Source organism: Pseudoalteromonas sp. UG3-2, assembly GCF_037120705.1.
Lineage (GTDB): Bacteria > Pseudomonadota > Gammaproteobacteria > Enterobacterales > Alteromonadaceae > Pseudoalteromonas.
The window spans coordinates 85,666-108,376 of the sequence record NZ_JAWLJU010000002.1; the positions used below are offsets into that span (position 1 = coordinate 85,666).

Sequence of the window (22,711 nt, forward strand, 5' to 3'; positions counted from 1 at the left end):
CTAAGGTGGATGAACTATTTCTTAGTTAGCTCTAATGAAAGTGGCGTACCTTTCTTTATTGCTATTTTACTACGTTTTCCTATTACATCGTTTAAATACTTCGGTGCTAACCCGTAACCAGGCCTGATACTTCTTACGTTCTCAGTGGTGAAGTATTCACCTTCTTCGATATCTTTAACCGCATAAAGTGAACGCCTGAAAACCATGTTTCCTTCTTCACTTTTTTTGCGTTGATAATTTACTTTTCCAAGTGCTTGCCAGGCTATTTTGCTGTCTCTGCATAGTTGGGTTAACTCAGGCTCTTCGAGTGAAAAACTATCATCAGGGCCGCCGCCTTTCCTGTCTAGTGTTACATGTTTTTCAATTAAGCAAGCCCCTAATGCCACAGAGGTAATTGCCGTTGTATTGTCGATAGTGTGATCTGAAAGCCCAGTCAAAACGGCAAAACGTTTTGCCATATCAGGAATGGTAGATAAGTTATAATCTTCTGCAGGGGCGGGGTAGCCGCTAACGCAATGAAGTACAACTAATTCTTTACATCCCGCATTTTTTGCCGCATCTACAGCTTCGCGTATTTCTTTTTCATTGGCCATGCCAGTTGAAATAATCATCGGTTTGCCTGTTTTAGCAACGTATTCGATAAGGGGTAAATCTATTGCCTCAAATGAAGCTATTTTATAAGCTGGAGTGCCTAATTCTTCAAGCATGTCGACTGCTGTATAGTCAAATGGCGAACTAAAAATTGTGATGCCCAATTCGTTAGCTTTTTCAAAAAGCGGTTTATGCCACTCCCACGGCATATGTGCTTCGGTGTATAAATCGTATAAAGTGCGGCCGTTCCATAAGCCACCTTTAATTTTAAATTCTGGTTTGTCACAATTTATCGTCAGCGTATCCTGAGTGTAAGTTTGAATTTTTATCGCATCTGCACCACTACGCTTGGCCATTTCTAAAATTTGCATTGCTCTTTTTATATCACCGTTATGATTTGCAGATAATTCAGCGATTATATAAGGAGGGAACTGAGGACCAACCTTTCTGCCTCCTATTGTAATGTACTCATTCATCAGAACATTTCTCTATTTTAACGTTATATTTGCAGCCACGAATGTAAAAAAAAGCGGGGAATCTATTTGGGTCGCATACTCTTAGGAGATCAAACTGTGATTCAAGAGATTTTGAGATATCGAGCTCACTGTCTTTTGCAGTACGTTTTGGTAAATAATTGGCTGCGCTACTATTTTGCAATGTTGGTGTGACGCAACCAAGGTTTTTACATGCCCAAGATATTAATTGAAGCTCGCTACTAAAGAGTTTTTCATTAATTTCGTCGTACAGCTCAGTACCATTAAGTTTAATTTTTGTTTTTTTCCATACCCGCCCCGTATCAATTTTATCCTCAGCTTCTAGTAAAGATAGAGTAATATCATTTTCTCCGTTAAGAATTGACCAGATATGTGGACTCCACCCTCTATTTTTAGGTAGGTCGCTTGCGTGTAACACTAGGCTGTATTGAAACATCTTTCTGTGCTCTTTTGTGACAATTTCAGAGCAAGAAACTAAAAAAAGCAGGTCCCCTTCGCTGGTTATATCAGCTAAGCGCGTGAGCAAGTTAATAACATATTGATGCTCATTTTCTGTTTTCCACTTATGCAGCCACCTAAATACAGGATGATTTTCATCTGAGCAGACTAATGTAACCTTCAGCATGTTTGCAAGGCCTCTTGTAGTGTTTGTGTAACCCTTTTAACGCCCATACCATCACACAGTGCTAAGTTTTGCTTGCTGTAGTACTGCCAATACTTAACTAGGTACTCAATGGTGGAGATAAGCTGATTAGAAATATCTTCTAGTTTTATGAGCTTTACAGCTTTAGCATTAACTAAAGCTTTTGAGATGTCATTTTGATTATCTGCTATGGGTACTAATATTGACGGAATACCTAAGCAAGCTCGCTCCCAAGATGTAGAACCTGGCGCACCTATCGCAAGGCTGAATTGGCTCATAAAACTGGCCATATTATCAACAAATTCAATATGTTTTACCCAGTCAGGGTGCTTTTCTGCAAACTTTTTTATCGCTGAGTAATGGGGTGCTCGTTGGCTTATAAGCACTGTCGTTGGGTGTGGTTTTTTAACTGTTGCTAATGCCTTTAGTACTTCTAATGTAGCATTAGGTTTATCAATTCCTCCCATCGTTATTAAGATATTATGGGAGCTTGGACTGTTTTGTTGCTGATTTTGTCTCTGCTTTGTAAATTCTGGACTCAATAGTGCGTAATCAGTTCCTGTCAGTGCTTTACAAGGAAATATTTTTTCATAACTAGTGGGCTGTCTGTTTAGTGTTTGATCAACGACGATGTGGGCACGATGTACTCTAACAAGGTCATCTATCACCGTTAAAATACAATTTAATTTATTTTTAACGATTTCATGCCAAGTTGCGCCAATTCCATAATGATCAACAATAACTAAGTCTGCATATTTTACTTTTTTTATAAAATCAAGGCAGTCTTGCTCTTCAGTCATTTGCAGCCAAGCTGCGTAGTCACTTGAATGACTTGGAGTGGACCATTCGTAGGGCTTTTGCAGTGCGATTACTTCAAAACCTCGGGTATTAATTAATGTATTCAAGTCTGCTTTTTGTTCTCGTGTTGCAAATAATACATTATACCCTATGCGCTTTAACTCTTGAGCGAGTACTAGGCACCGCATAACGTGACCACTCCCTATGTGTATTGAAGCATCCACACGAAACACAACTCTCATTTTAGTGCCTTAAACAGTGCTTCTGCTAGTTCCCAGTCTTCTTGTGTGTCAATATCTTGTACGTATTTTCTGGGTAACAATATAGCTTTAGCTCTCGATGAGAAAAAGGGTTTGCGATTTATAAATGCAGGTGCGGTTCCCCAATAAAACTGCCCAGCATCATGATATGCTTCTTCTAAATCTTGAGAGCGAGTTGATAAATGCTCTGGCTGAAACATTTCTACGGTGCCCTGTTCTGTAAGTTTTATTGCTCTTTGAATAGGGAAAGAATAACTGGTTGCGCTAAATGCATAATCTAAATCATCACTCTTAAGCGCTGAAAGTCCATTTTGTAATGCTTCCGGTGTTATAAAAGGAGCGGTTGCGTATATACAACACACGTGTGTAATAACCCTGTTATTTTGTTTATACCAGTTAAGTGCATGTGTCATCACATCTTGGGTGCTTGCATAATCGTCAGCAAGTTCTGTCGGCCTTATAAAAGGAATGGTAGCGCCGTAACGTAAAGCTACTTCGGCAATTTCATTATCATCTGTTGAGACACATACCTCATCAAAGCAGCCACTGATTAAGGCGGCTTCTATAGAGTAGGCAATCATTGGCTTACCATGAAAATCTTTAATATTTTTACGAGGAATACGTTTACTACCACCGCGGGCAGGAATAATCGCTATATTCATGTTTCACATCTTAATAAAGTTCTCAACTGATTTATCACTTCACCTTGTTGCTCAATAGTCATGCCATGGAAAAGTGGAACTGTAACGGCCTGCTTGTAGTAGGTTTCAGCATTAGGAAAATCACCTTCCGAGAAGCCTAAAGCTTGATAATAAGGCTGTAAATGGATGGGTATATAATGCAAGTGAGCAATAACTCCATGCTTGCGCATACCGGTAATGACTGACTTGTGCTTTTCTACTTCACACTGTGTTAAACGAACGATATATAAATGGTAGCTCGAGTAACAATCATCCGATTGTGATAAGTGAGTTATACCTAAACCTGAATTTACAAATGCATGATTATATTTGCTTGCTATATCGTTACGTGCTGATACAAAGTTATCTAGCTGTTTCAACTGACTCAGCCCTAAAGCTGCTTGCATGTCAGTCATTCTATAATTAAAACCAAGCTCTAGTTGTTGATAGTACCAAGGGCCGTGACTTGGCTCGGTCATTTCTTCAGGAATATTAGTAATACCATGACTTCGCAAGCGCTTCATCTTTTTATCAAGCGCTTCATAGTTGGTAACCGCCATGCCCCCTTCAGCAGATGTGATTATCTTTACTGGATGAAAGCTAAACACAGTAATGTCTGAATAAACACAGCTGCCAACAGGCTTGTCTTGATACCTGGCGCCAATAGCATGCGAGGCATCCTCAATAACCTTAAAACTATACTCTTTGGCAAGTTCATTGATTGCTGCCATATCACATGATTGACCAGCTAAATGAACAGGGATCACAACCTTAGGGAGTCGCTTGTTTTGTTTCGCTAATGTTAGCTTTTCTTGCAGCGCTGCAACAGACATATTGCCTGTTTCAAGATCAATATCAACAAAGTCGACGTCTGCACCACAATACAGAGCGCAGTTACTCGATGCGACAAAGGAGATTGGTGACGTCCATACAATGTCACCTTTGCCAACACCTAAAGCTAGGCAAGCAATATGTAAGGCTGAAGTGGCGCTGTTAGTGGCACAGGCATGGTTAGCACCGCAATACTCTGCAATAGCATTTTCAAATGCCGGAACAGCTGGTCCCTGCGTTAGCCAGTCAGACTCTAAGACATCAATTACGGCGTTGATGTCATCTTGAGAAATACTTTGTTTGCCGTAAGGAATTACCTTATTCGTCATAATAAATTTTACAATAATGCTTGAACATTGAAGTTTTTAATTTCTTCAACACTCATATAATCAGGGTTATCAAGCGAGTTATACTCGAAACCTTGGGCAACTTTTTTACCTTTTTCACCAATAGCATTCACAGTAAAATCATTACTACGACTACTGAACTTAATACCCGGAGCGATAACAAAGTGGTCGCTATACTCGTACGTTTCAAAGCATAAGTCGACAGGGCACATAACTTCGTGTAACTTTTCGCCTGGACGAATACCAATTATTTTAATTGGTAAGTCAGGTGCCATGGCTTTGGCAAGATCAGTAATACGAATTGAAGGAATTTTGGGAACAAAAATTTCACCACCCAACATGCGTTCAAAGTTAGTTAAGACAAAATCAACACCTTGTTGGAGACTAATCCAAAAGCGAGTCATCTCTTCGTGCGTAATCGGTATATGGTCACGGCCTTGGTCGATAAATTTTTGGAAAATAGGGACCACAGAGCCTCGCGAACACACTACATTGCCATACCTAACAACAGAAAAAGTTGTTTTATGGCCGCCAGCAATGTTATTCGCAGCAACAAATAATTTATCAGAGGCAAGTTTTGTCGCACCATATAAGTTGATTGGGTTCGCTGCTTTATCAGTCGACAGTGCAATGACTTTTTCTACGTTATTATCAAGAGCAGCATCAATGACGTTTTCAGCACCATTAATATTGGTTTTGATACATTCCATTGGGTTGTATTCAGCGGCAGGTACTTGTTTTAATGCTGCAGCGTGAATCACGTAGTTCACGCCTCGCATAGCTCGACGAAGTCTTTCTTTATCACGAACATCGCCAATGAAGTATCGCATGCACGGTTGGTCAAACTCTTGCTGCATTTCAAACTGTTTTAGTTCGTCCCGTGAGAAGATAATGATCTTCTTAGGTTTATAACGTTCCAGTAGCGTTTTGACGTACTTTTTACCGAATGAGCCAGTACCACCGGTAATTAAAATCGTTTTATTGTCGAACATAGCGTTACCTAAGTTATTTATCATTGGCGTAGTTATTTATAAAAGTGAAGTACGCAAACTGAGAATTTTGACACAATTCTCAGTAATTTAACTATTAACCAATACTCTAGCAAGTCAGATGCCAAGTTAATTTATCTAAACCATGGTACAAAGTACAAAATTTGGCAAATTAAGCTATAATTTAAGCAATCGGCTTATCGGAGGTTGCCATGAAAATTCAATCATCCAATACTGGCTTTTTTAACCAAACTCAGCAAACGAGTAATAAGCTTTCTGAGCAACTAGCGTCAGGTAAAAAAGTAAACTCAGCGGCAGATGATGCCGCAGCATTGCAAATTATTGATAGATTAACATCGCAGCAAGATGGCCATATTCAAGCAATTAACAATGCGTACGATGGCATTTCTTACTCACAAGTGACAGAGTCAAATCTATCTGGTGTGAATGATGCTGTTTCTCGCATACGAGAGCTGTCTATTCAAGCGGGTAATGGTGCGCTCACAGATAATGATAGAGCTGCACTTCAAGAAGAAGTGTCGCAATTGCAAACGCAAATTTCAGAAACATTCGAAAATGCGACATTCGGTGGTAAACCTTTATTTGATGGTGAGCAAGTGTCGTTTCAAGTTGGCCCTGATGCCAATACCACACAATCGGTTACCCCTTCAGATGGCAGTATTGCTTCAGTTATTGCGGGGATCGATATTTCAACTCAATCAGGAGCTCAAGCTGCCATTGATATTAGCGACCAAGCAGCAGAGGAAATTAACACCCAAAGAGCTGAGTTAGGCGCTTTTCAAAACACCTTGGTGAGTACGATAAAAGGTTTAGGTAATCAGCAAGAAAATATTGCTGCCAGTCAAAGTCGAATTCAAGACACTGACTATGCCCGGGCGGTGAGCGACCAAGTAGCCAATGATATTTTATCTCAGGCATCCATAGCACTGCGTGGTCAAGCGAACCAGTCGGCATCATCGGTACTAGGGCTGCTTTAATTCATACCAAAGTATTGACCTAGAACAGTATCAGTGGCGATTTTTTGGCGTTTATGTCAAAAAGTTGCCACTTAGGTATTGCATCCCCCCACATCTCTCTTACAATCTAGTTAATACACACAGTTAAGTAGATTGGTATCCAAGCAATGGTCTTGATAATAGATAATAATAATAAGCGTGCGATTGGTCTGAGTGCAGCACTGAGCTTTGTTGGGCAAGGCAATGAGTTGCTCGACGAAGCAGACTATCGACCTGAAGTCGTAGAGCATAATCAAGAGCCTATCTTTGTCTTAGGTGCCATGCAGTCTCTAAAACATGAGAGTGTGATTAAAAGTCACCCAGCCACACCATTTCTACTAGTTGGTGAAACACTGCGGCCACTGCTTGCTTTACCCAATGTCATTGGACTTATCACTGAGCCATTTAGCCAAGAAGTAACCATGCAACTGCTGCACGACTGTCAGCAGTATTTACGCATGCTGCCAAATAAAGAAAACAAGCTGATGAACAAAAGCTTTGATGGTTTGGTGGGAGAAACAGAAGCAGTAAAAAATGTACGCTTTTTAATTTCGCAGGTGGCAAAAACCGACGCCAATGTATTAATACTGGGAGAGTCGGGCACAGGTAAAGAAGTCGTTGCTCGCAATGTCCACTTACTTTCTAAGCGTGCTCAGGGGCCATTTGTGCCAGTCAACTGTGGTGCTATCCCAGGAGAGCTATTAGAAAGCGAATTATTTGGCCATGAAAAAGGCGCGTTTACTGGCGCTATTTCGGCTCGTAAAGGGCGTTTTGAGTTGGCTCAAGGTGGTACGCTGTTTTTAGATGAAATTGGTGATATGCCGCTGCAAATGCAGGTAAAGTTGCTGCGTGTGTTACAAGAGCGCACTTATGAGCGAGTAGGGGGGACTAAGCCAATCCAAGCCGATGTCAGAGTCATTGCGGCGACTCACCGCAACCTGGAAAGCATGATTGAGGAAGGTAAGTTTCGTGAAGACTTGTTTTATCGCTTAAATGTATTCCCCATAGAAAACCCATCGTTGAGTGAGCGCGCTGAAGACATTGGTTTATTGCTTAAGGAGTTGACCCGCAGAGTCAACGAGCAAACCGGCAACACCGTCAAGTTTACCGACCGCGCGGTCGAGAGTTTAAAATCTCATCCTTGGCCTGGCAATATTCGAGAGCTGGCCAACCTAGTCGAGCGTATGGTCATTATGTTCCCCGATAAAGTGGTTGATGTCACCGACTTGCCACAAAAGTATCGTTATATTGAAGTTGAAGCCTTTGAACCTGAGTATCCAGAAGAGCTACTTGAAAAAGATGCCTTTAACGAGTTATTTAGTGAAGGCTTTAGCGACGATGACGACGACATGGTAGAGCAAGACTTTGCGCCACAAACACAGACGGTGGGCTTATTACCGGATGAGGGGATTGAGCTTAAAGAGTATTTGGCTGAGCTTGAAATTGATCTTATCACCCAGGCCTTAGAGCGCTATGACTATGTAGTTGCTCGCGCCGCTGAGATTTTAGGTGTACGTCGAACCACCTTGGTCGAGAAAATGAAGAAGTATAATCTCAATCGAGATTAGTGGCACTAAGAACGCGAAAGGGCGGGTTAGCAGTACCTGCCCACATTATTATCCCCTCATTTTGTGGTAAACATGACGTTCACAGCGTTAAAAATATTTCATTTATAGCAACTGAATAGCATGATCCTGCCACCAGAACGTCTTGCCTCAAATAGACCACTCAATTAAGCGAATTGACATAGGGGAAGCATCATCTCTATACATAAAACCGTTAAGTCTTCTTGTTACGTTGGCTTAACTGCGGTCATTATTGACCTTATTGCGTTTTCATTAAGCTGGAACCTATGGGATATCTGGGGCGGTAGGCCCATGCCTGGCGTACAGCTTATTCTTTTGCCCGGAAACTTCACACTGAAATATTTCTGGCATCCACTATTTACCGAAGAAGTTAACTTCTGGCCTAAACTCCTGATGCTAATGTCAGGACAATTTATTGTCAGTACAGTGAGTGCTGCCATTGCGGCGATGTTACTGCAGGTGATTAAAGGTAAACAGCGAGCCTAGAGCAATTATCTTACGTGCTTTTAAGCTGTTGTAGTTGCTCTAATGGATAGTTATCTATGATGGTTTGCTTACAAAAACAGTCATCAGCGTGATCGTTCACCATGCCACTGGCCTGCATATGAGCATACACCGTAGTAGAGCCGAGAAATTTAAAGCCCCGCTTTTTCAAATCTTTTGCCAAACTATCACTCAGAGGGCTGGTGGCAACAACATCACGGTCAGTGGCAATGGTATTTATAATGGGACTGAAATTAACAAACTGCCACTGGTAGCGAGCAAAGCTGCCAAATTCTTGTTGTATTTCTATAAAGCGCCTAGCGTTATTGATGGTGGCGTTAATTTTAGCGCGGTGTCGAATTATGCCATCAAACTGCAATAGCCGGTCACAGTCCGATTCGGTCATCTTACTGACACGGGTCACATCAAATTCGAAAAAAGCTTGGCGATAACCGTCGCGCTTTTTTAAAACGGTATACCAGCTTAAGCCCGCCTGTGCCGACTCAAGAGTGATAAATTCAAACAGGCGTTGATCGTCCAGCACCGGTCTGCCCCATTCAGTATCATGATACTCAACGTAATCAGGCTTTGTTTCATCGAGCCAACGGCAGCGTGTCACCATTTTTTAATCCCATAAAATCAGCATTCAACTAAGTGTTGTCTGGCACTTTTACCAGCACAAACCTCACTTAACTTAAGCTAGCATACACGTGTATATAAATACAGTGTCAATAAAGTAACAGTCTGATGTCAGTTATAACTTACTGTATAATATGAAAAATAAAGTTGGTTCGTTTCTTGCTTTTTATCAATTGAATTTAATTTTAAAGAGAGCGGACCAATGGCATTAGCACATGTTATTAATCCACAATTCGTGCCCACAGCGAATCAATTTAACCCTTGCTTGTTGCAAGAGGCATATGTTGGTGAGTTAAGTGATTTAAGACAGCAAGCCAGCTGGTTAAGCCATTTGGTTGATACCATGCCTGCAGGTGTCGTGGTACTTGATGGTCAAGGCATGATAGCCAAGGCCAACCAGATCGCAATTGATATGCTGGGCGAACCTTTGGAAGGAGAAAAGTGGTTTAGTATTATCCAACGTTCTTTCCGGCCGCAGCAAGACGACGGCCATGAGGTCTCTTTAAAAGATGGTAAAAGAATTAAATTAGACATCACAGCCCTGACCCCGGAGCCTGGGCAGTTGATCTTGATGACCGACTTAACAGAGACACGGCGATTACAAAGTCGGGTTGCGCACATGCAGCGCCTTAGTGCCCTCGGTAAAATGGTGGCATCACTAGCTCACCAAGTGCGAACCCCACTTTCTGCCGCGATGCTCTATGGCGCTAATTTAGGTTCGGCAAATCTGCCCAGTCAGTCACGAGAAAAGTTTCATGACAAGCTAATGTCACGGTTAAAAGACCTTGAGAGTCAAGTTAATGACATGCTGTTGTTTGCCAAAAGTGGCGACCAACAGGTGGTACAGCGGGTATCGATGCAACAACTATTAAGTGAGGTTAAAGCGGGTGCTGACGCTATGATTGAGCTTAATAAAGCCAGCTTAGAGGCACGTCTACCAGAGCCAGACATGCAGATCATGGGGAATAAAACCGCACTGGCCAGTGCCATCCAAAATTTAATTCATAATAGCATTCAAATAATTGGCAGTGATGCAAACATCGAACTCCACGCTGAGCGAGATGAGTCGGGGGAGCACGTTTGTATTTCGGTAACCGATAATGGTCCCGGTATCGATGAGTCTCAAGTTGACAAATTATTTGAACCTTTCTTTACCACCAAGTCGCAAGGTACGGGTCTTGGACTTGCTGTGGTCAATTCGGTTGCCAATGCCCACCAAGGCTATGTAAAAGCAGAAAACATAGCAGGCAAAGGGGCACGGTTTAGCCTAGTACTACCACTGACTGAAGCGGAGGAACTATGAGTAACAAAGTATTAGTTGTAGAAGATGATGCCGGCTTAAGAGAAGCACTCATTGACACCTTGCAGCTTTCCAATATCGAGTGTGTGGAGGCAAGCTGTGCGGAACAGGCTGTGCTGTTATTGAAACAGGAGTCATTCTCTCTCGTCGTGAGCGATGTGCAAATGGCAGAAATGAGCGGCTTAGATTTACTAAAAACCATTAAGCTCAATTATCCTGAGCTACCGGTGTTAATGATGACCGCCTATGCCACCATTGACGATGCCGTTGAGGCGATGCGCCTCGGTGCCATTGATTACATGGCCAAACCATTTGCGCCAGAAGTTTTGCTCAATATGGTGAGTCGTTACTTGCCCGAAAAGGCAAAAGAAACCGATGGTCCGGTGGTAGCTGATAATAAAAGTCTCAAGTTACTAGAGCTGGCCACCAAAGTCGCCAAATCAGATGCCAGCGTTATGGTACTTGGCCCCAGTGGCTCGGGCAAAGAAGTGTTAGCCCGCTTTATTCACGATAAATCGGAGCGAGCGCAAGAGCCGTTTATTGCCATTAACTGTGCAGCTATCCCTGAAAATATGCTCGAAGCCACCTTGTTTGGCTATGAAAAAGGGGCGTTTACCGGGGCTATCCAAGCTTGTCCGGGGAAATTTGAGCAAGCACAGAAAGGCACTATTTTACTCGACGAGATTACTGAGATGGATTTGGGCCTGCAAGCTAAATTGCTGCGGGTGTTGCAAGAGCGTGAAGTAGAGCGCTTGGGAAGCCGCAAAACCATTTCACTGGATGTGCGAGTGTTGGCGACCAGTAACCGCGACTTAAAAGAAGCCGTTGCTGAGGGCGTATTTCGTGAAGATTTATATTACCGCTTAAATGTGTTCCCACTTGAGTGGTTGCCATTAAAAGAGCGACCTGGTGACATTGTGGTGCTAGCGGAGCACTTGTTGACCCGCCATACTCAGTCAGTGTCAAAACCAACGCCACAGTTAAGCACCAAGGCAAAAGAGAAACTATTACAGCATAGCTGGCCTGGTAACGTACGCGAGTTAGACAATGTCATTCAGCGCGCCTTGATTTTATTACAAGGCAATGAAATTCATGAAGACGATATCTTTATTGAGCACTTTTCAGCCATGCCAGAAACGCTTGCAGATACTGCGGTAGTAGCCACTTCGATTACCCCAACAGAGCGGGAAAGTGAAGCGGATGGTATGAACTACAAAGAAGAGCTGCAAGACAAAGAGCATCAAATTATTCTCGATACGTTGGCTAAATTTAATGGTAAACGTAAACAAGTAGCTGAAGTGCTGGGTATGAGCCCCAGAACGCTGCGCTATAAGTTGGCCAAAATGCGCGACTTAGGGATTGCGTTGCCCGTTTAACTGAGTTGTTATCTGTTTTTTACTTCAGGCGCTGCAGTCAGCGCCTGCTTATTTCCCTCCTGCCAAAATTCCGTCACAGAAAGCTTCTATAAGTCATTGAATTATAGTGTTTATTTGTTGGCATGAAATGTGCTTTAACTAAGTTACGTATAGTTATTTTGGATAAAGCATCATGAAAGTACAATCATCAGCGCTATTTCAAGAAATGCAAGCGATGGCTGCACAAGCGACTAAAAATCCACAGCCTACGGTTGAGCCGGTTAAAACAGCCGCGTCGTCATCTGCGCAATTTGGCGATTTATTATCTGATGCCTTGAATACCGTTCATGGCTTACAGCAAAACGCTAAGCAAAAAGTGGTTGCAGTCGAAACGGGAGACCGTAGTGTGTCTTTGGCCGAAGCGATGATCGCCAAGCAAAAATCTTCGGTGGCTTTTGAGGCGACAGTACAAGTGCGTAACAAGCTTGTTGAGTCATATAAAGAAATTATGAGCATGCCAGTTTAATAGAGTGACTTTGGAGAGTAATCGTGGCTACTAATCAATCAACAGATCTAACGCTTTCCGACGGCGCTATGAATAACGATAGCGGCGCAGATGAGCAGCAAGAGCAAAAATCTGGCTACTTTAGCGCGTTAAGTGGTGTCGATATGTTACGCCAGGTTACTCTGGTCATTGCTTTGGCAATTTGTTTAGCAATAGCAATCTTCATCATTATCTGGGCGCGTCAGCCAGATATGCGCCCACTAGGCAAATATCCTACCGAAGAGTTGGTGGAAACACTCGATTTTCTTGATCAGCAGAAAATTGAATACGAGCTTGATGGCAACACCATTATGGTGGCTGAGTCGGATTACCAAAACATTAAACTCAGCATGGCCCGTGACGGTTTCTCGCAGTCACCCAGTTCAGGTACTGATATCTTAATGCAAGATATGGGCTTTGGGGTGAGTCAGCGCTTAGAACGTGAGCGTCTCAAGCACAGCCGTGAACAACAGTTATCTCGCACCATTGAAGAGCTGCAAGATATCAACCGCGCCAAGGTATTATTGGCTATCCCGAAAGAAAATGTCTTTGCTCGTCGTGAGAAAAAACCGTCAGCTACTGTGGTTGTGACCATGAAACGCGGTCGCACATTAGACGGCGAAGAAGTCGATTCCATCGTTGATATTGTCGCCTCAGCAGTGCAAGGTTTAGAGCCTGCACGTGTTACCGTGACCGATCAAAATGGCCGTCTACTTAATTCGGGCTCGCAAGACTCCCTGGCTGCACGCTCAAGAAAAGAATATGACCTTGAACGCAAGCGTGAACAAGAATACCTAGAAAAAATTGATAGTATTCTTATTCCTACCGTGGGCTTAGGTAACTTTACTGCCCAAGTTGACTTAACCATGGACTTTAGCTCGGTGGAAGAAACGCAGAAACGTTTCAACCCAGACTTACCTGCGGTGCGCAGTGAAACCACCTATGAAGAAAATAACATTGGTGGCTTGGCTGTGGGGATCCCTGGCGCATTAACCAATCAGCCTCCAGTGAACTCCAATATTCCTGAAGTCGCAGGTCAAGGTGGTAATGGTAAGGGTGCTACGCCAAGCAGTGTGCAAAAAGAAGCGACTCGTAACTATGAGTTAGACACCACAATCAGCCATAAGCGTCAACAAACTGGCGTTATTCGCCGCATCAGTGTCAGTGTGGCCGTTGATTACGTGCAAAAAGCCAATGCAGAAGGGAACATGGAAATGGTTCCACGCTCACAAGAAGAGCTAAATAATATTCGTCGTTTATTACAAGGTGGCGTGGGCTTTGACATGCAGCGGGGTGATGCCCTAGAAGTAGTAACAGTACCATTTGTTCGTGAAGACTTAATGGCGGTGGAGGAATTACCACTGTGGGAGCAAGACTGGTTCCAAAAAGTTATCCGTCTTGGCGCCGGAACATTGGTTATCATTGTGCTAATCTTAGCGGTAGTAAGACCTATGTTGAAACGTCTAATCTACCCAGAAGATACCTTGGAAGAGTATGACGAAGATGCATTAACCTGTGGCGTAGACCTCGGTGACAGCACCCTTGATATGTTAAATAATGACTTTGATGAGTCGGCAGTTGGCTTCTCCTCGGATGGTAGATTACAATTGCCTGACCTACACGGTGACGAAGACCTACTGAAAGCAGTACGTGCTCTGGTCGCTAACGAACCTGAACTCTCATCACAAGTTGTGAAAGCGTGGTTGACAGAAGATGACTGATCAAGAAGAAAAACAATTACCTGCGGCGTTCGACGTTGACAAGCTTGACGGCGTCGATAAAGCGGCCATCTTGCTGCTAAGTTTAACGGAAGAGGATGCCGCACAAATACTAAAGCACCTAGAGCCTAAGCAGGTGCAGAAGGTGGGGATGTCGATGGCGGCGATGGACGACTTATCGCAAGCCAAAATTGCCGCGGTACACAACCTGTTTATTGAACAAATTCAAAGCTTCAGTACCATTGGTTTCCAATCTGAAGACTTTATTAAAAAGGCGCTTACTGCCGCGCTAGGTGAGGATAAAGCGGCGAGCCTGATTGACCAAATTGTCATGGGCTCTGGCGCGAAAGGGTTGGACTCATTAAAGTGGATGGATTCTAAGCAGGTTGCCAATATCATCCGTAATGAGCACCCGCAAATTCAAACCATTGTATTGTCTTATTTGGAGCCTGAGCAATCAGCTGAAATTCTAGCGCAATTTCCTGAGAAAGTGCGCTTAGATTTAACCATGCGGATCGCCAACTTAGAAGAAGTGCAACCAGCGGCACTGCAAGAGCTCAACGAAATCATGGAGAAACAGTTCGCAGGTCAAGCCGGTGCCCAAGCTGCGAAAATGGGCGGCTTAAAAGCTGCAGCAGATATCTTGAACTACCTCGATACCAACATTGAAGGTCAGCTAATGGATTCAATCCGTGAGCATGATGAGGAAATGTCTCAGCAAATTCAAGACCTTATGTTTGTTTTTGAGAACCTCATGGACGTTGAAGATCGCGGTATCCAGGCGATTTTACGTGAGGTGCAACAAGATGTCTTAATGAAAGCCATTAAAGGTGCTGATGAAGGCTTGAAAGATAAGATCATGAATAACATGTCAAAACGTGCAGCAGAAATGATGAAAGACGATCTTGAAGCCATGCCGCCAGTTAGGATCAGCGAAGTGGAAGCGGCACAGAAAGAGATTCTGGCAACGGCCAGACGCTTAGCCGACTCTGGTGAGATTATGCTTGGTGGCGGTGGCGGCGAGGAGTTCCTATAAGCTATGGTCGATAAAAAGCTGTATAAAGGTCGTCCCGTCAGCGACAGCGCGATTGACGAGCTTTTAGAAAATTGGCCAATCCCAGACGTATCTGACAAATCAGAAAAATACAGAGGTCGTTCAACGGCCTACGGTACACCTTTGGAAGAAGTTTACAGTAAAAAGAAAAAGCCCCAAGAGCCAGAGCCACAGGAACCAGAGTTTCCTACTCTGACTATTGAAGAACTCGAGCAAATCCGCCAAGACGCCTACGATGAAGGCATTAAACAAGGTCATGAGCAAGGCTACATTGAAGGATTTGATAAAGGGGTCAGTGAAGGCAAAGAGGCCGGTTACAAAGAAGGCGTAGAAATTGGTAAGGAAAAAGGGCTGGAAGAAGCTCAGCCTCTTATCGAGGAGCGTATGAAAGCACTGTCGAGTGTGCTTGATGCCTTACAAGACCCAATTAAAAAAGTCGATGATGACTGTGAGAAGCAATTGGTTACTTTAGTCAATTTATTGGCGCAGCAAGTGATCTTCAAAGAGTTACAGACTTCTCCAGAACTGATTTTAAATGCCTTAAAAAAAGCCATGGACGCTTTGCCTATTCACGAGCAAAGTGTTCGCATCCACCTTCACCCCGACGACCTTACTTTAGTCCAGGAGATGTATGGCGAGGAACATATTGCAGCACAGCACTGGCAGTTAATTCCCGAACCCACCTTAGAAAGAGGCGGGTGCGAGGTAAAAACCGCGCAATCGTCAATTGATATGACAGTGAAAAACCGCATAAATGATGTGTTGGACTCTTTTTTGCAAGATAGCGGTATAGAGCAAAAGCAATAAGCTTCGTGCGACAATATTAGCGCGAGGCTTAACCTTAACGTACGGGTGTGCAAAATCATGTCAACATCGGCTGCAATGAGCGAGCGACTGGGAAAGTATCAAAAGTTTATAAAACCTTATGGCGTTGCCGTCGCTGGCAGCTTGACCCGTGTAGTGGGGCTAACCCTGGAAGCCAAAGGGTTAAACGCCTCAGTGGGCAGTCAATGTAAAATAGAGACCCTAGGTGGCTTTGTCGACGCTGAAGTCATTGGCTTTAACCAAGACACCTTATACCTCATGCCCAACGATCATATTACCGGTGTGCTTCCCGGTGCGCGGGTGATCCCTAAAGTCAAAGAAGCCGGGTTACCTGTGGGTATGAGCTTATTGGGCCGAGTTGTGGATGGCTTGGGCCGACCGTTGGATGGACTGGGGGCAATCGAGGCTGAACAACATTTGAAGTTCGCTGCATCGCCTATTAACCCACTGGCGAGAAGACCTATTGATGCGCCCATGGACGTTGGTGTGCGTGCAATCAACTCAATCGTCACCGTGGGGCAAGGGCAGCGAATGGGCTTGTTTGCTGGTAGTGGTGTGGGTAAGTCTGTATTACTGGGGATGATGACTCGAGGGAGTGAGGCCGATGTCATTGTGGTTGGCTTGGTAGGTGAGCGTGGCCGTGAGGTAAAAGAGTTTATTGATGAAATTCTTGGCGTTGAAGGTCGCCGCCGCTCGGTGGTAGTAGCTGCCCCTGCAGACGCTTCACCTTTGATGCGGTTAAAAGGCTGCGAAAGCGCCATTACCATTGCAGAGTATTTTCGTGATCAAGGTCTTAACGTGTTGTTACTGCTTGATTCCGTGACACGGTATGCCATGGCACAACGTGAAATTGCTCTGGCAGTGGGTGAACCACCAGCGACGAAAGGCTATCCGCCATCTGTATTTGCAAAACTGCCGGCGCTCGTTGAACGCGCTGGTAATGGTGGTGAGGGGCAAGGTTCCATTACCGCTTTTTTCACGGTTCTCAGTGAGGGGGATGATATGCAAGATCCCATTGCTGATGCTGCTCGAGCCATTTTAGATGGTCATATTGTGCTGTCCCGCGAACTGGCCGATAGCGGCCATTATCCAGCCATTGATATTGAAAAGTCGATCAGCCGTGTTATGCCACAAGTGGTCTCTGAAGCTCACCTACAACAAGCGAGAGTACTCAAGCAGGTTTACTCTATGTATCAGCAAAATAAAGATATGATCACTTTAGGTGCCTATCAAAAAGGCAGCGACCAAATGTTAGACCAAGCCATTGACATGATGCCAGCGGTAAATAGCTTCTTGCAGCAGGGCATGAAAGAAGTGATCAGCTACGATGATTGCCTGCAGAGTCTAGCCAAATTATTAGGGCAAGCATAATGGCCGGCAATAAACTGAATCTTTTGCTTAAGCTTGAACAGGATAAAGAAGAGCAACTAAAAGCCAACTTTGCTCAGGCACAACAACATCTGTCTATTAACCAACAAAAGTTGGCCGGGCTCAATGACTTTAGGTTGGAATACACCACACAGCTTCATGGTAAGGCTCAAGCGGGTTTAAGCAGTGGCGGTTTTAATCAATATCACAATTTCATTAATAAGATAGAGCAAGCGATCACTCAGCAAAGCAGCACAGTGAACACCGCCAAGCAGGTAGTAGAGCAGCGCCGTAAGCTATGGCTAGAGCAACAAGCCAAAACCAAGGCCATTGAAAAGCTGATTGAGAAACAACAATTAGCATATCAAGCAAAGCTAGCCAAAGCAGAACAGAAAATGCTGGATGAGTTTGCTACCAACCAGTTTGTCCGTAGACCATCAGCCTGGTAGAGGACTTACGCCTGACTCCAGTGCCGAGTCAGCTTTAGTGAAGTTGGCTTGAATTATGCAGTATTTAACTTAGTGAATTGGTTTATCTATGGGGTCAGAATATAACATCAATAAAATCATTGGGTTGTATTTTGATGTGCTCATAAAAAGGCAGAAACTTGCCACTTGTTGAGGTAGTTCAAAATGAATGTGATGCTTGCAAACCTGCTGCAGCGCGGCAATAGTGAAGCGAAAAGTGCTCCCTTAGACTCTGATGTGGAAGAGGCTCAGAGCAGTGATGACTTTAATGCGCTTATGGCAAAGCTAGAAAGCGTTGAAGAGACTCGGCAGCAAGGCAAGTTAGATAAACAGCTGGAGGTGGAAAAAGCAGCCTCACAGTTGGCTTTAGATGCAAAACAAAGCGAGCAGGAAACAACGAATGGCGCTAATACTTCAACCGCCAATGTTTCAGAGCAGACACACCAGCTAAGTAAGTTAGAGCAGAATGCCACTTATCCAGAGCAAGCGCACGTTAAAACAGATAACACCAGCGCTATTGCCACAGTAGCACAAGCGCCTACCGAGTCACATGGTAAGGAGGCCAATGCTGCAGCAGAGGGGCAGTTATTATCACCAGGAACAAAAGAGCGAGCAGCAACCGCGAGCGATAAAGTAATATTGAATGACGCAAGTTCACAAGATAAAGCAGCTAGCACTGCAAAAGATAACGACTTATTATCACAAATCACTGCAGCGAAACAGCAAAGCACAACATTAAAAGCGGCACCAAAAGAAGTATCAACGGCTGTACGTGCGGCACTGCAATCAAACAGCGGTCCATCGAAAGTAGCAGCGGATGAATCCACAGCTCTATCCAATGAAGCAAAACAGCAATACGCTGAACAACCATTATCAGCAGGCCAGCAAAAGGTTACTTCTGAGACACTAGTACAGGGGACTGAGGGCAAAGCGAAGCAGGCACCTGCAGTGACTGGCGATAACAATACCGAATCAACAGCAACACAGCATTCAAAGCCTACCAAAGAGCAACTTCAAGCGGCGCAAAAGTTGGTCGATGAAGTGAAATCTAAAGTAACAGAGCAGCCTCGTAATGAAGTGCCCAAACCTCTAGCAAATGGGCTGCCAGGGGGTCAAAATGGCACTGCTCAACCACGTCCAGAACTTGGAGCTGGTGAACCTGCTAAGCCTAGTGCGAGTGACCAAGAAGATACGACGCTAAAAAATCAACAGCAAACCATTATCGACTTGAGAAATAAAGCGGATATTGGTCCTATTTCTAGCCAGATTCAAGGCAGTACTAAGCAAATGGGGGTAGCTGGTCAAGCTGAAGAGTCTAATGCGACAGCGAAAGTGAGTAAGGTACTTAATAGTTTAAATCCAGTGCAGCAAAAAGAGCTGCAAGCGGTGTTAAATGGCGATGTCGATATTTATGATGCCTCACCTAGCGTGCAAAAGGCGGTGGCGCAGTTATTAGCCAATAAAAATATGGCTGCAGTGAAAGCGGTGAATGAACCGTTTAAGTCGGCTCAATCTGGGGCATTACCAGCAAATCCTGAATCGCAAAATGACACTGACATGGCGTTAGCAACGAAACCGCAAGATAAACCCCAGGGATTAATAAAAGCGGATAACGGCAGTGACTTTATTTCACCGGTTAAACAGTTAAAACAAGACAAAGTAATGACCAATGAGCGTGCTTATCAAGGTGAGTCTGAACAAGCCAAAGTAAACGAAAAAGCACAATCAGAAAAACAAGTAAGTGAAAAGCTATCGGAAAAGCTGAGCGACAAAGAGTTTAATGCCACCAATAGCCAAGAAAATGCAGCAGTAAAAGAGAACAGTAAAGCTGAAAGAGCGCCATTTAATAATATTTTTAGCACAACACGAACAGACGCAGCGCCTAACGCTGCATCGAGCACAGAACCTGCAACGCTAAATCAAACGATGAAAGAGGTACAGCAGCTGCAGCAGTCACAAAACTCAAGTAGCAACTCGGCAGCACAGACAAAGCCAACGGTAGATGCTAATCTTCAACAAGCAATTAATATTGCTCGTCATGATGCGGCAAAAGAGCTTAATCAACGTGTTGGGATGATGTTGAACCTGAATAATAAACAAGCTGAAATCAGGCTCGACCCACCAGAGCTTGGGGCGTTGCAAATTCGCATAAAAAGCGATGCTGAGCAAGCTCAGGTGAATTTTGTGGTACAAAACCAACAAGCAAAAGAAATGCTTGAGCAATCTTTACCTAGACTCAGAGAAATGTTGGCCGAGCAGGGTATTGAGCTTGGTGAAAGTCACATTTCACATGGTCAAAGTGAAGGCCAAGAGGGGCAAAGCGATGGCCAGGGTCAATACGGTAGCGGACAACAGGGCAGTGATGATGAGCAAGCAATGGCATCAGGCGCACAACAAAGACAGCAGAGAAATAGTGATTCGGCAATAGATTACTATGCCTAACACCTGCTATTATTGTTACTAATGAAAACTATAAGGGCTTGCTATGGCTGAAGAAAGCGATTTAGAAATAGAAGAAACCGGTGGCTCGAAGAAAAAGCTTATTATCATTATTGCTGCTGTGGTGGTTATTCTCGGCGGTGTCGCAGGGTTCTTTTTATTTTCTGGCTCAGATGCGCCACCAGAGACCTTAGCTGAAGAAACTACGGCATCAGAAGTGCAAGCTGAGCAAAGTAGTTCAGCGGAAATTGGCAGTGCCTTGTATGTTGCTATGCCGAGGCCATTTGTTTTTAATGTACCGGGCGCCAGCCGCGATAGAATCGTGCAGATTAAAGTACAACTGCTGGTGCGTGGAGAAGTAAACGAAGAAGTTGCCAAGAAGCATATTCCGCTTATCGAGGGCACACTACTAAGCGTATTTTCTACTACCACGGCCGATGAGCTGAGTACCAGCGCGGGTAAAGAAACACTGCGTTTGACCGCTTTAGATAAAGTGCAAGCGGCGATGGAAGGCGTTGAGGGTAGCAAGGTGATTGAGCGTGTGCTGTTCACCGGGTTTGTGATGCAATAAGGTAGTATTTGTGAGCGACTTATTATCTCAAGATGAAATCGACGCGCTACTCCATGGAGTAGATGAAGTCGAGGAAGATGAAGCCGTCGAGGGCGAGGAAGGAGAAAGCTCCGGCGCCCTGCAATACGACTTCTCTTCTCAAGATAGGATTGTTCGTGGTCGCATGCCGACGCTGGAAATCGTTAATGAGCGATTTGCCCGACATATGCGAATAAGCCTATTTAATATGATGCGTCGCACCGCCGAAGTGTCGATTAATGGCGTGCAAATGCTGAAATTCGGTGAGTATATTCATACCTTATTTGTGCCAACAAGCCTCAATATGGTGCGCTTCAGACCATTAAAGGGGACTGGGCTTATCACCATGGAAGCCCGCTTGGTGTTTATTCTGGTGGATAACTTTTTTGGTGGCGACGGCCGCTATCATGCCAAAATTGAAGGCCGTGAATTTACCCCCACCGAACGCCGTATTGTACAAATGCTGTTAAAAATAATCTTTGAAGACTACAAAGAAGCATGGGCACCGGTGATGGACGTTTCTTTTGAGTATTTAGACTCTGAAGTTAACCCAGCCATGGCCAACATTGTTTCACCAACAGAGGTGGTGGTGATCAGTTCTTTTCACATTGAGCTTGACGGCGGCGGTGGCGATTTCCATATTTCTTTGCCCTATTCGATGCTGGAACCCATTCGTGAATTACTGGATGCCGGTGTACAGTCGGATACCGAAGACACGGACTTGCGTTGGAGTAAGGCGCTGCGCGATGAAATCATGGATGTTGAAGTGGAGTTATCATCCCAGTTACTGGAAGTTGACTTATCGTTAGAGCAAGTTATGAAGCTGCAAGCAGGTGATGTGATCCCGGTGGAAATGCCAGAGCACGTTACTGTGTTTGTTGAAGAGCTGCCAACCTTTAGAGCGAAAATGGGGCGCTCCCGTGACAACGTAGCACTGCAAATAAGTGAAAAGATAAAACGCCCAGAGTCGGTGAAGTCTGAGCTTCACGTGTTTACTAAAGGCGGTAAAAAGCTCGATTCTGATGCCGAGCTGGCCGAATTAGAAGAAGATCTGCACCTTTCCGAAGGGGTGGATTTAGACTGGTAATAGCAATTGCAAAGCCTTAGCTTAATTGCCAAAACACATGAATTGAGTAAATAGATAACATAATCAGGTAGTAGTTAAATGAGCGATGATCAAGATACTATGGACGAATGGGCAGCGGCTTTGGCCGAAGCGGAAGACGCTGAGTCTGGTAGTGGTGAGCCAGAAGTTGCTGAACTAGATGAGTTACAAGATGCGAATTCATCATTGTCCTCTGATGAAAAACGTAAGCTGGATACCATTTTAGATATTCCGGTTACCATTTCCATGGAAGTGGGCCGTTCTAAAATTAATATCCGCAACCTATTACAGCTAAACCAGGGCTCAGTGGTAGAACTTGACCGCGTGGCTGGTGAGCCACTCGATGTGTTGGTTAACGGCACCTTGATTGCCCACGGTGAAGTGGTTGTGGTGAACGATAAGTTTGGTATTCGTCTCACCGACGTGATAAGCCAAGTTGAGCGGATCAAGAAGTTACGCTAATGGGGCGAGCAATAAACGGCTTCGGTATGTTAGTGCTACTGCTGTTGTCGAGTAGCGCAAATGCTGCGGCGACCAATGACACTAGCGCAAAAGTGGGCGCTGGCACCGCAGGATTAAGTTCTGAGCTA

General features: G+C 44.3%; 22 protein-coding genes. 15 read left to right on the top strand and 7 right to left on the bottom strand.

The features are described 5' to 3' along the window. Nucleotides 1-14 precede the first annotated feature (14 nt). Genes pseI through pseB form a run of 6 tightly spaced genes read right to left on the bottom strand, consistent with a single transcriptional unit; the run spans nt 15 to nt 5,636 of the window. Nucleotides 15-1,067 (bottom strand): pseudaminic acid synthase, encoded by a 1,053-nt coding sequence (gene pseI / locus R3P39_RS03705; RefSeq protein WP_336565728.1) that lies wholly within the window; start codon nt 1,065-1,067, stop codon nt 15-17. Further along, entirely contained in the window at nt 1,060-1,710 is a 651-nt protein-coding gene (locus tag R3P39_RS03710; RefSeq protein WP_336565730.1) for a formyltransferase family protein, read from the bottom strand. The genes pseI and R3P39_RS03710 overlap by 8 nt, the downstream gene beginning before the upstream one ends. Further along, nucleotides 1,704-2,768 carry a UDP-2,4-diacetamido-2,4,6-trideoxy-beta-L-altropyranose hydrolase gene (pseG, locus tag R3P39_RS03715; RefSeq protein WP_096041356.1) on the bottom strand — a complete coding sequence of 355 codons (1,065 nt, stop codon included), beginning with the start codon at nt 2,766-2,768 and terminating at the stop codon, nt 1,704-1,706. Before pseG ends, R3P39_RS03710 begins: the two co-directional genes overlap by 7 nt. Beyond that, entirely contained in the window at nt 2,765-3,448 is a 684-nt protein-coding gene (gene pseF / locus R3P39_RS03720) for a pseudaminic acid cytidylyltransferase (protein ID WP_336565731.1), read from the bottom strand. Before pseF ends, pseG begins: the two co-directional genes overlap by 4 nt. Beyond that, nucleotides 3,445-4,626: a UDP-4-amino-4,6-dideoxy-N-acetyl-beta-L-altrosamine transaminase gene (gene pseC, locus R3P39_RS03725; protein WP_336565734.1), complete on the bottom strand. Its 1,182-nt coding sequence runs from the start codon at nt 4,624-4,626 to the stop codon at nt 3,445-3,447. Before pseC ends, pseF begins: the two co-directional genes overlap by 4 nt. Nucleotides 4,627-4,634: 8 nt before the next feature. After that, nucleotides 4,635-5,636 (bottom strand): UDP-N-acetylglucosamine 4,6-dehydratase (inverting), encoded by a 1,002-nt coding sequence (pseB, locus tag R3P39_RS03730; RefSeq protein ID WP_336565736.1) that lies wholly within the window; start codon nt 5,634-5,636, stop codon nt 4,635-4,637. 209 nt (nt 5,637-5,845) lie between these two features. Between pseB and R3P39_RS03735 the strand changes: the two genes are divergently transcribed. The 3 genes from R3P39_RS03735 (at nt 5,846) to R3P39_RS03745 (ending at nt 8,721) form a co-directional block, all read left to right on the top strand. Beyond that, nucleotides 5,846-6,631: a flagellin N-terminal helical domain-containing protein gene (locus tag R3P39_RS03735; protein ID WP_336565737.1), complete on the top strand. Its 786-nt coding sequence runs from the start codon at nt 5,846-5,848 to the stop codon at nt 6,629-6,631. Nucleotides 6,632-6,777: 146 nt separating this feature from the next. Next, on the top strand, nt 6,778-8,217 hold the full coding sequence (locus tag R3P39_RS03740) for a sigma-54 dependent transcriptional regulator (protein ID WP_336565738.1): 1,440 nt from the start codon (nt 6,778-6,780) through the stop codon (nt 8,215-8,217). 309 nt (nt 8,218-8,526) lie between these two features. Beyond that, nucleotides 8,527-8,721 (top strand): hypothetical protein, encoded by a 195-nt coding sequence (locus R3P39_RS03745; protein ID WP_336565739.1) that lies wholly within the window; start codon nt 8,527-8,529, stop codon nt 8,719-8,721. A 10-nt stretch (nt 8,722-8,731) separates the two neighbouring features. Here the strand turns inward: R3P39_RS03745 and R3P39_RS03750 are convergent, their stop codons facing one another. Beyond that, on the bottom strand, nt 8,732-9,340 hold the full coding sequence (locus tag R3P39_RS03750; protein ID WP_336565740.1) for a DNA-3-methyladenine glycosylase I: 609 nt from the start codon (nt 9,338-9,340) through the stop codon (nt 8,732-8,734). 219 nt (nt 9,341-9,559) lie between these two features. Here R3P39_RS03750 and R3P39_RS03755 point away from each other — a divergent pair, with 219 nt between their 5' ends. The 12 genes from R3P39_RS03755 (at nt 9,560) to fliN (ending at nt 22,583) form a co-directional block, all read left to right on the top strand. After that, nucleotides 9,560-10,660: a sensor histidine kinase gene (locus tag R3P39_RS03755; RefSeq protein WP_336565741.1), complete on the top strand. Its 1,101-nt coding sequence runs from the start codon at nt 9,560-9,562 to the stop codon at nt 10,658-10,660. Then, nucleotides 10,657-12,033 carry a sigma-54-dependent transcriptional regulator gene (locus tag R3P39_RS03760; protein WP_336565742.1) on the top strand — a complete coding sequence of 459 codons (1,377 nt, stop codon included), beginning with the start codon at nt 10,657-10,659 and terminating at the stop codon, nt 12,031-12,033. Before R3P39_RS03755 ends, R3P39_RS03760 begins: the two co-directional genes overlap by 4 nt. Nucleotides 12,034-12,205: 172 nt before the next feature. Next, nucleotides 12,206-12,538 carry a flagellar hook-basal body complex protein FliE gene (fliE, locus tag R3P39_RS03765; protein ID WP_336565743.1) on the top strand — a complete coding sequence of 111 codons (333 nt, stop codon included), beginning with the start codon at nt 12,206-12,208 and terminating at the stop codon, nt 12,536-12,538. A 20-nt stretch (nt 12,539-12,558) separates the two neighbouring features. Continuing rightward, a complete protein-coding gene (gene fliF / locus R3P39_RS03770; protein WP_336569227.1) occupies nt 12,559-14,277 on the top strand; it encodes a flagellar basal-body MS-ring/collar protein FliF in 1,719 nt (572 codons plus the stop codon). Further along, nucleotides 14,270-15,310: a flagellar motor switch protein FliG gene (fliG, locus tag R3P39_RS03775; protein ID WP_336565745.1), complete on the top strand. Its 1,041-nt coding sequence runs from the start codon at nt 14,270-14,272 to the stop codon at nt 15,308-15,310. Before fliF ends, fliG begins: the two co-directional genes overlap by 8 nt. Nucleotides 15,311-15,313: 3 nt before the next feature. Next, nucleotides 15,314-16,135 (top strand): flagellar assembly protein FliH, encoded by an 822-nt coding sequence (gene fliH / locus R3P39_RS03780; RefSeq protein ID WP_336565747.1) that lies wholly within the window; start codon nt 15,314-15,316, stop codon nt 16,133-16,135. Between the two features lie 57 nt (nt 16,136-16,192). Continuing rightward, nucleotides 16,193-17,524, top strand: coding sequence for a flagellar protein export ATPase FliI (gene fliI / locus R3P39_RS03785; protein WP_336565749.1), 1,332 nt, complete (start codon nt 16,193-16,195; stop codon nt 17,522-17,524). Continuing rightward, entirely contained in the window at nt 17,524-17,970 is a 447-nt protein-coding gene (fliJ, locus tag R3P39_RS03790) for a flagellar export protein FliJ (RefSeq protein WP_336565751.1), read from the top strand. The genes fliI and fliJ overlap by 1 nt, the downstream gene beginning before the upstream one ends. Before the next feature lie 183 nt (nt 17,971-18,153). Then, on the top strand, nt 18,154-20,430 hold the full coding sequence (locus tag R3P39_RS03795; RefSeq protein WP_336565753.1) for a flagellar hook-length control protein FliK: 2,277 nt from the start codon (nt 18,154-18,156) through the stop codon (nt 20,428-20,430). A 43-nt stretch (nt 20,431-20,473) separates the two neighbouring features. Then, on the top strand, nt 20,474-20,998 hold the full coding sequence (fliL, locus tag R3P39_RS03800; RefSeq protein WP_336565755.1) for a flagellar basal body-associated protein FliL: 525 nt from the start codon (nt 20,474-20,476) through the stop codon (nt 20,996-20,998). 10 nt (nt 20,999-21,008) lie between these two features. After that, the gene (fliM, locus tag R3P39_RS03805) at nt 21,009-22,103 is read left to right on the top strand and encodes a flagellar motor switch protein FliM (protein WP_336565757.1); all 1,095 of its coding nucleotides are present in this window, start codon (nt 21,009-21,011) and stop codon (nt 22,101-22,103) included. A 78-nt stretch (nt 22,104-22,181) separates the two neighbouring features. Next, a complete protein-coding gene (gene fliN, locus R3P39_RS03810; protein WP_336565758.1) occupies nt 22,182-22,583 on the top strand; it encodes a flagellar motor switch protein FliN in 402 nt (133 codons plus the stop codon). Nucleotides 22,584-22,711 lie beyond the last annotated feature (128 nt).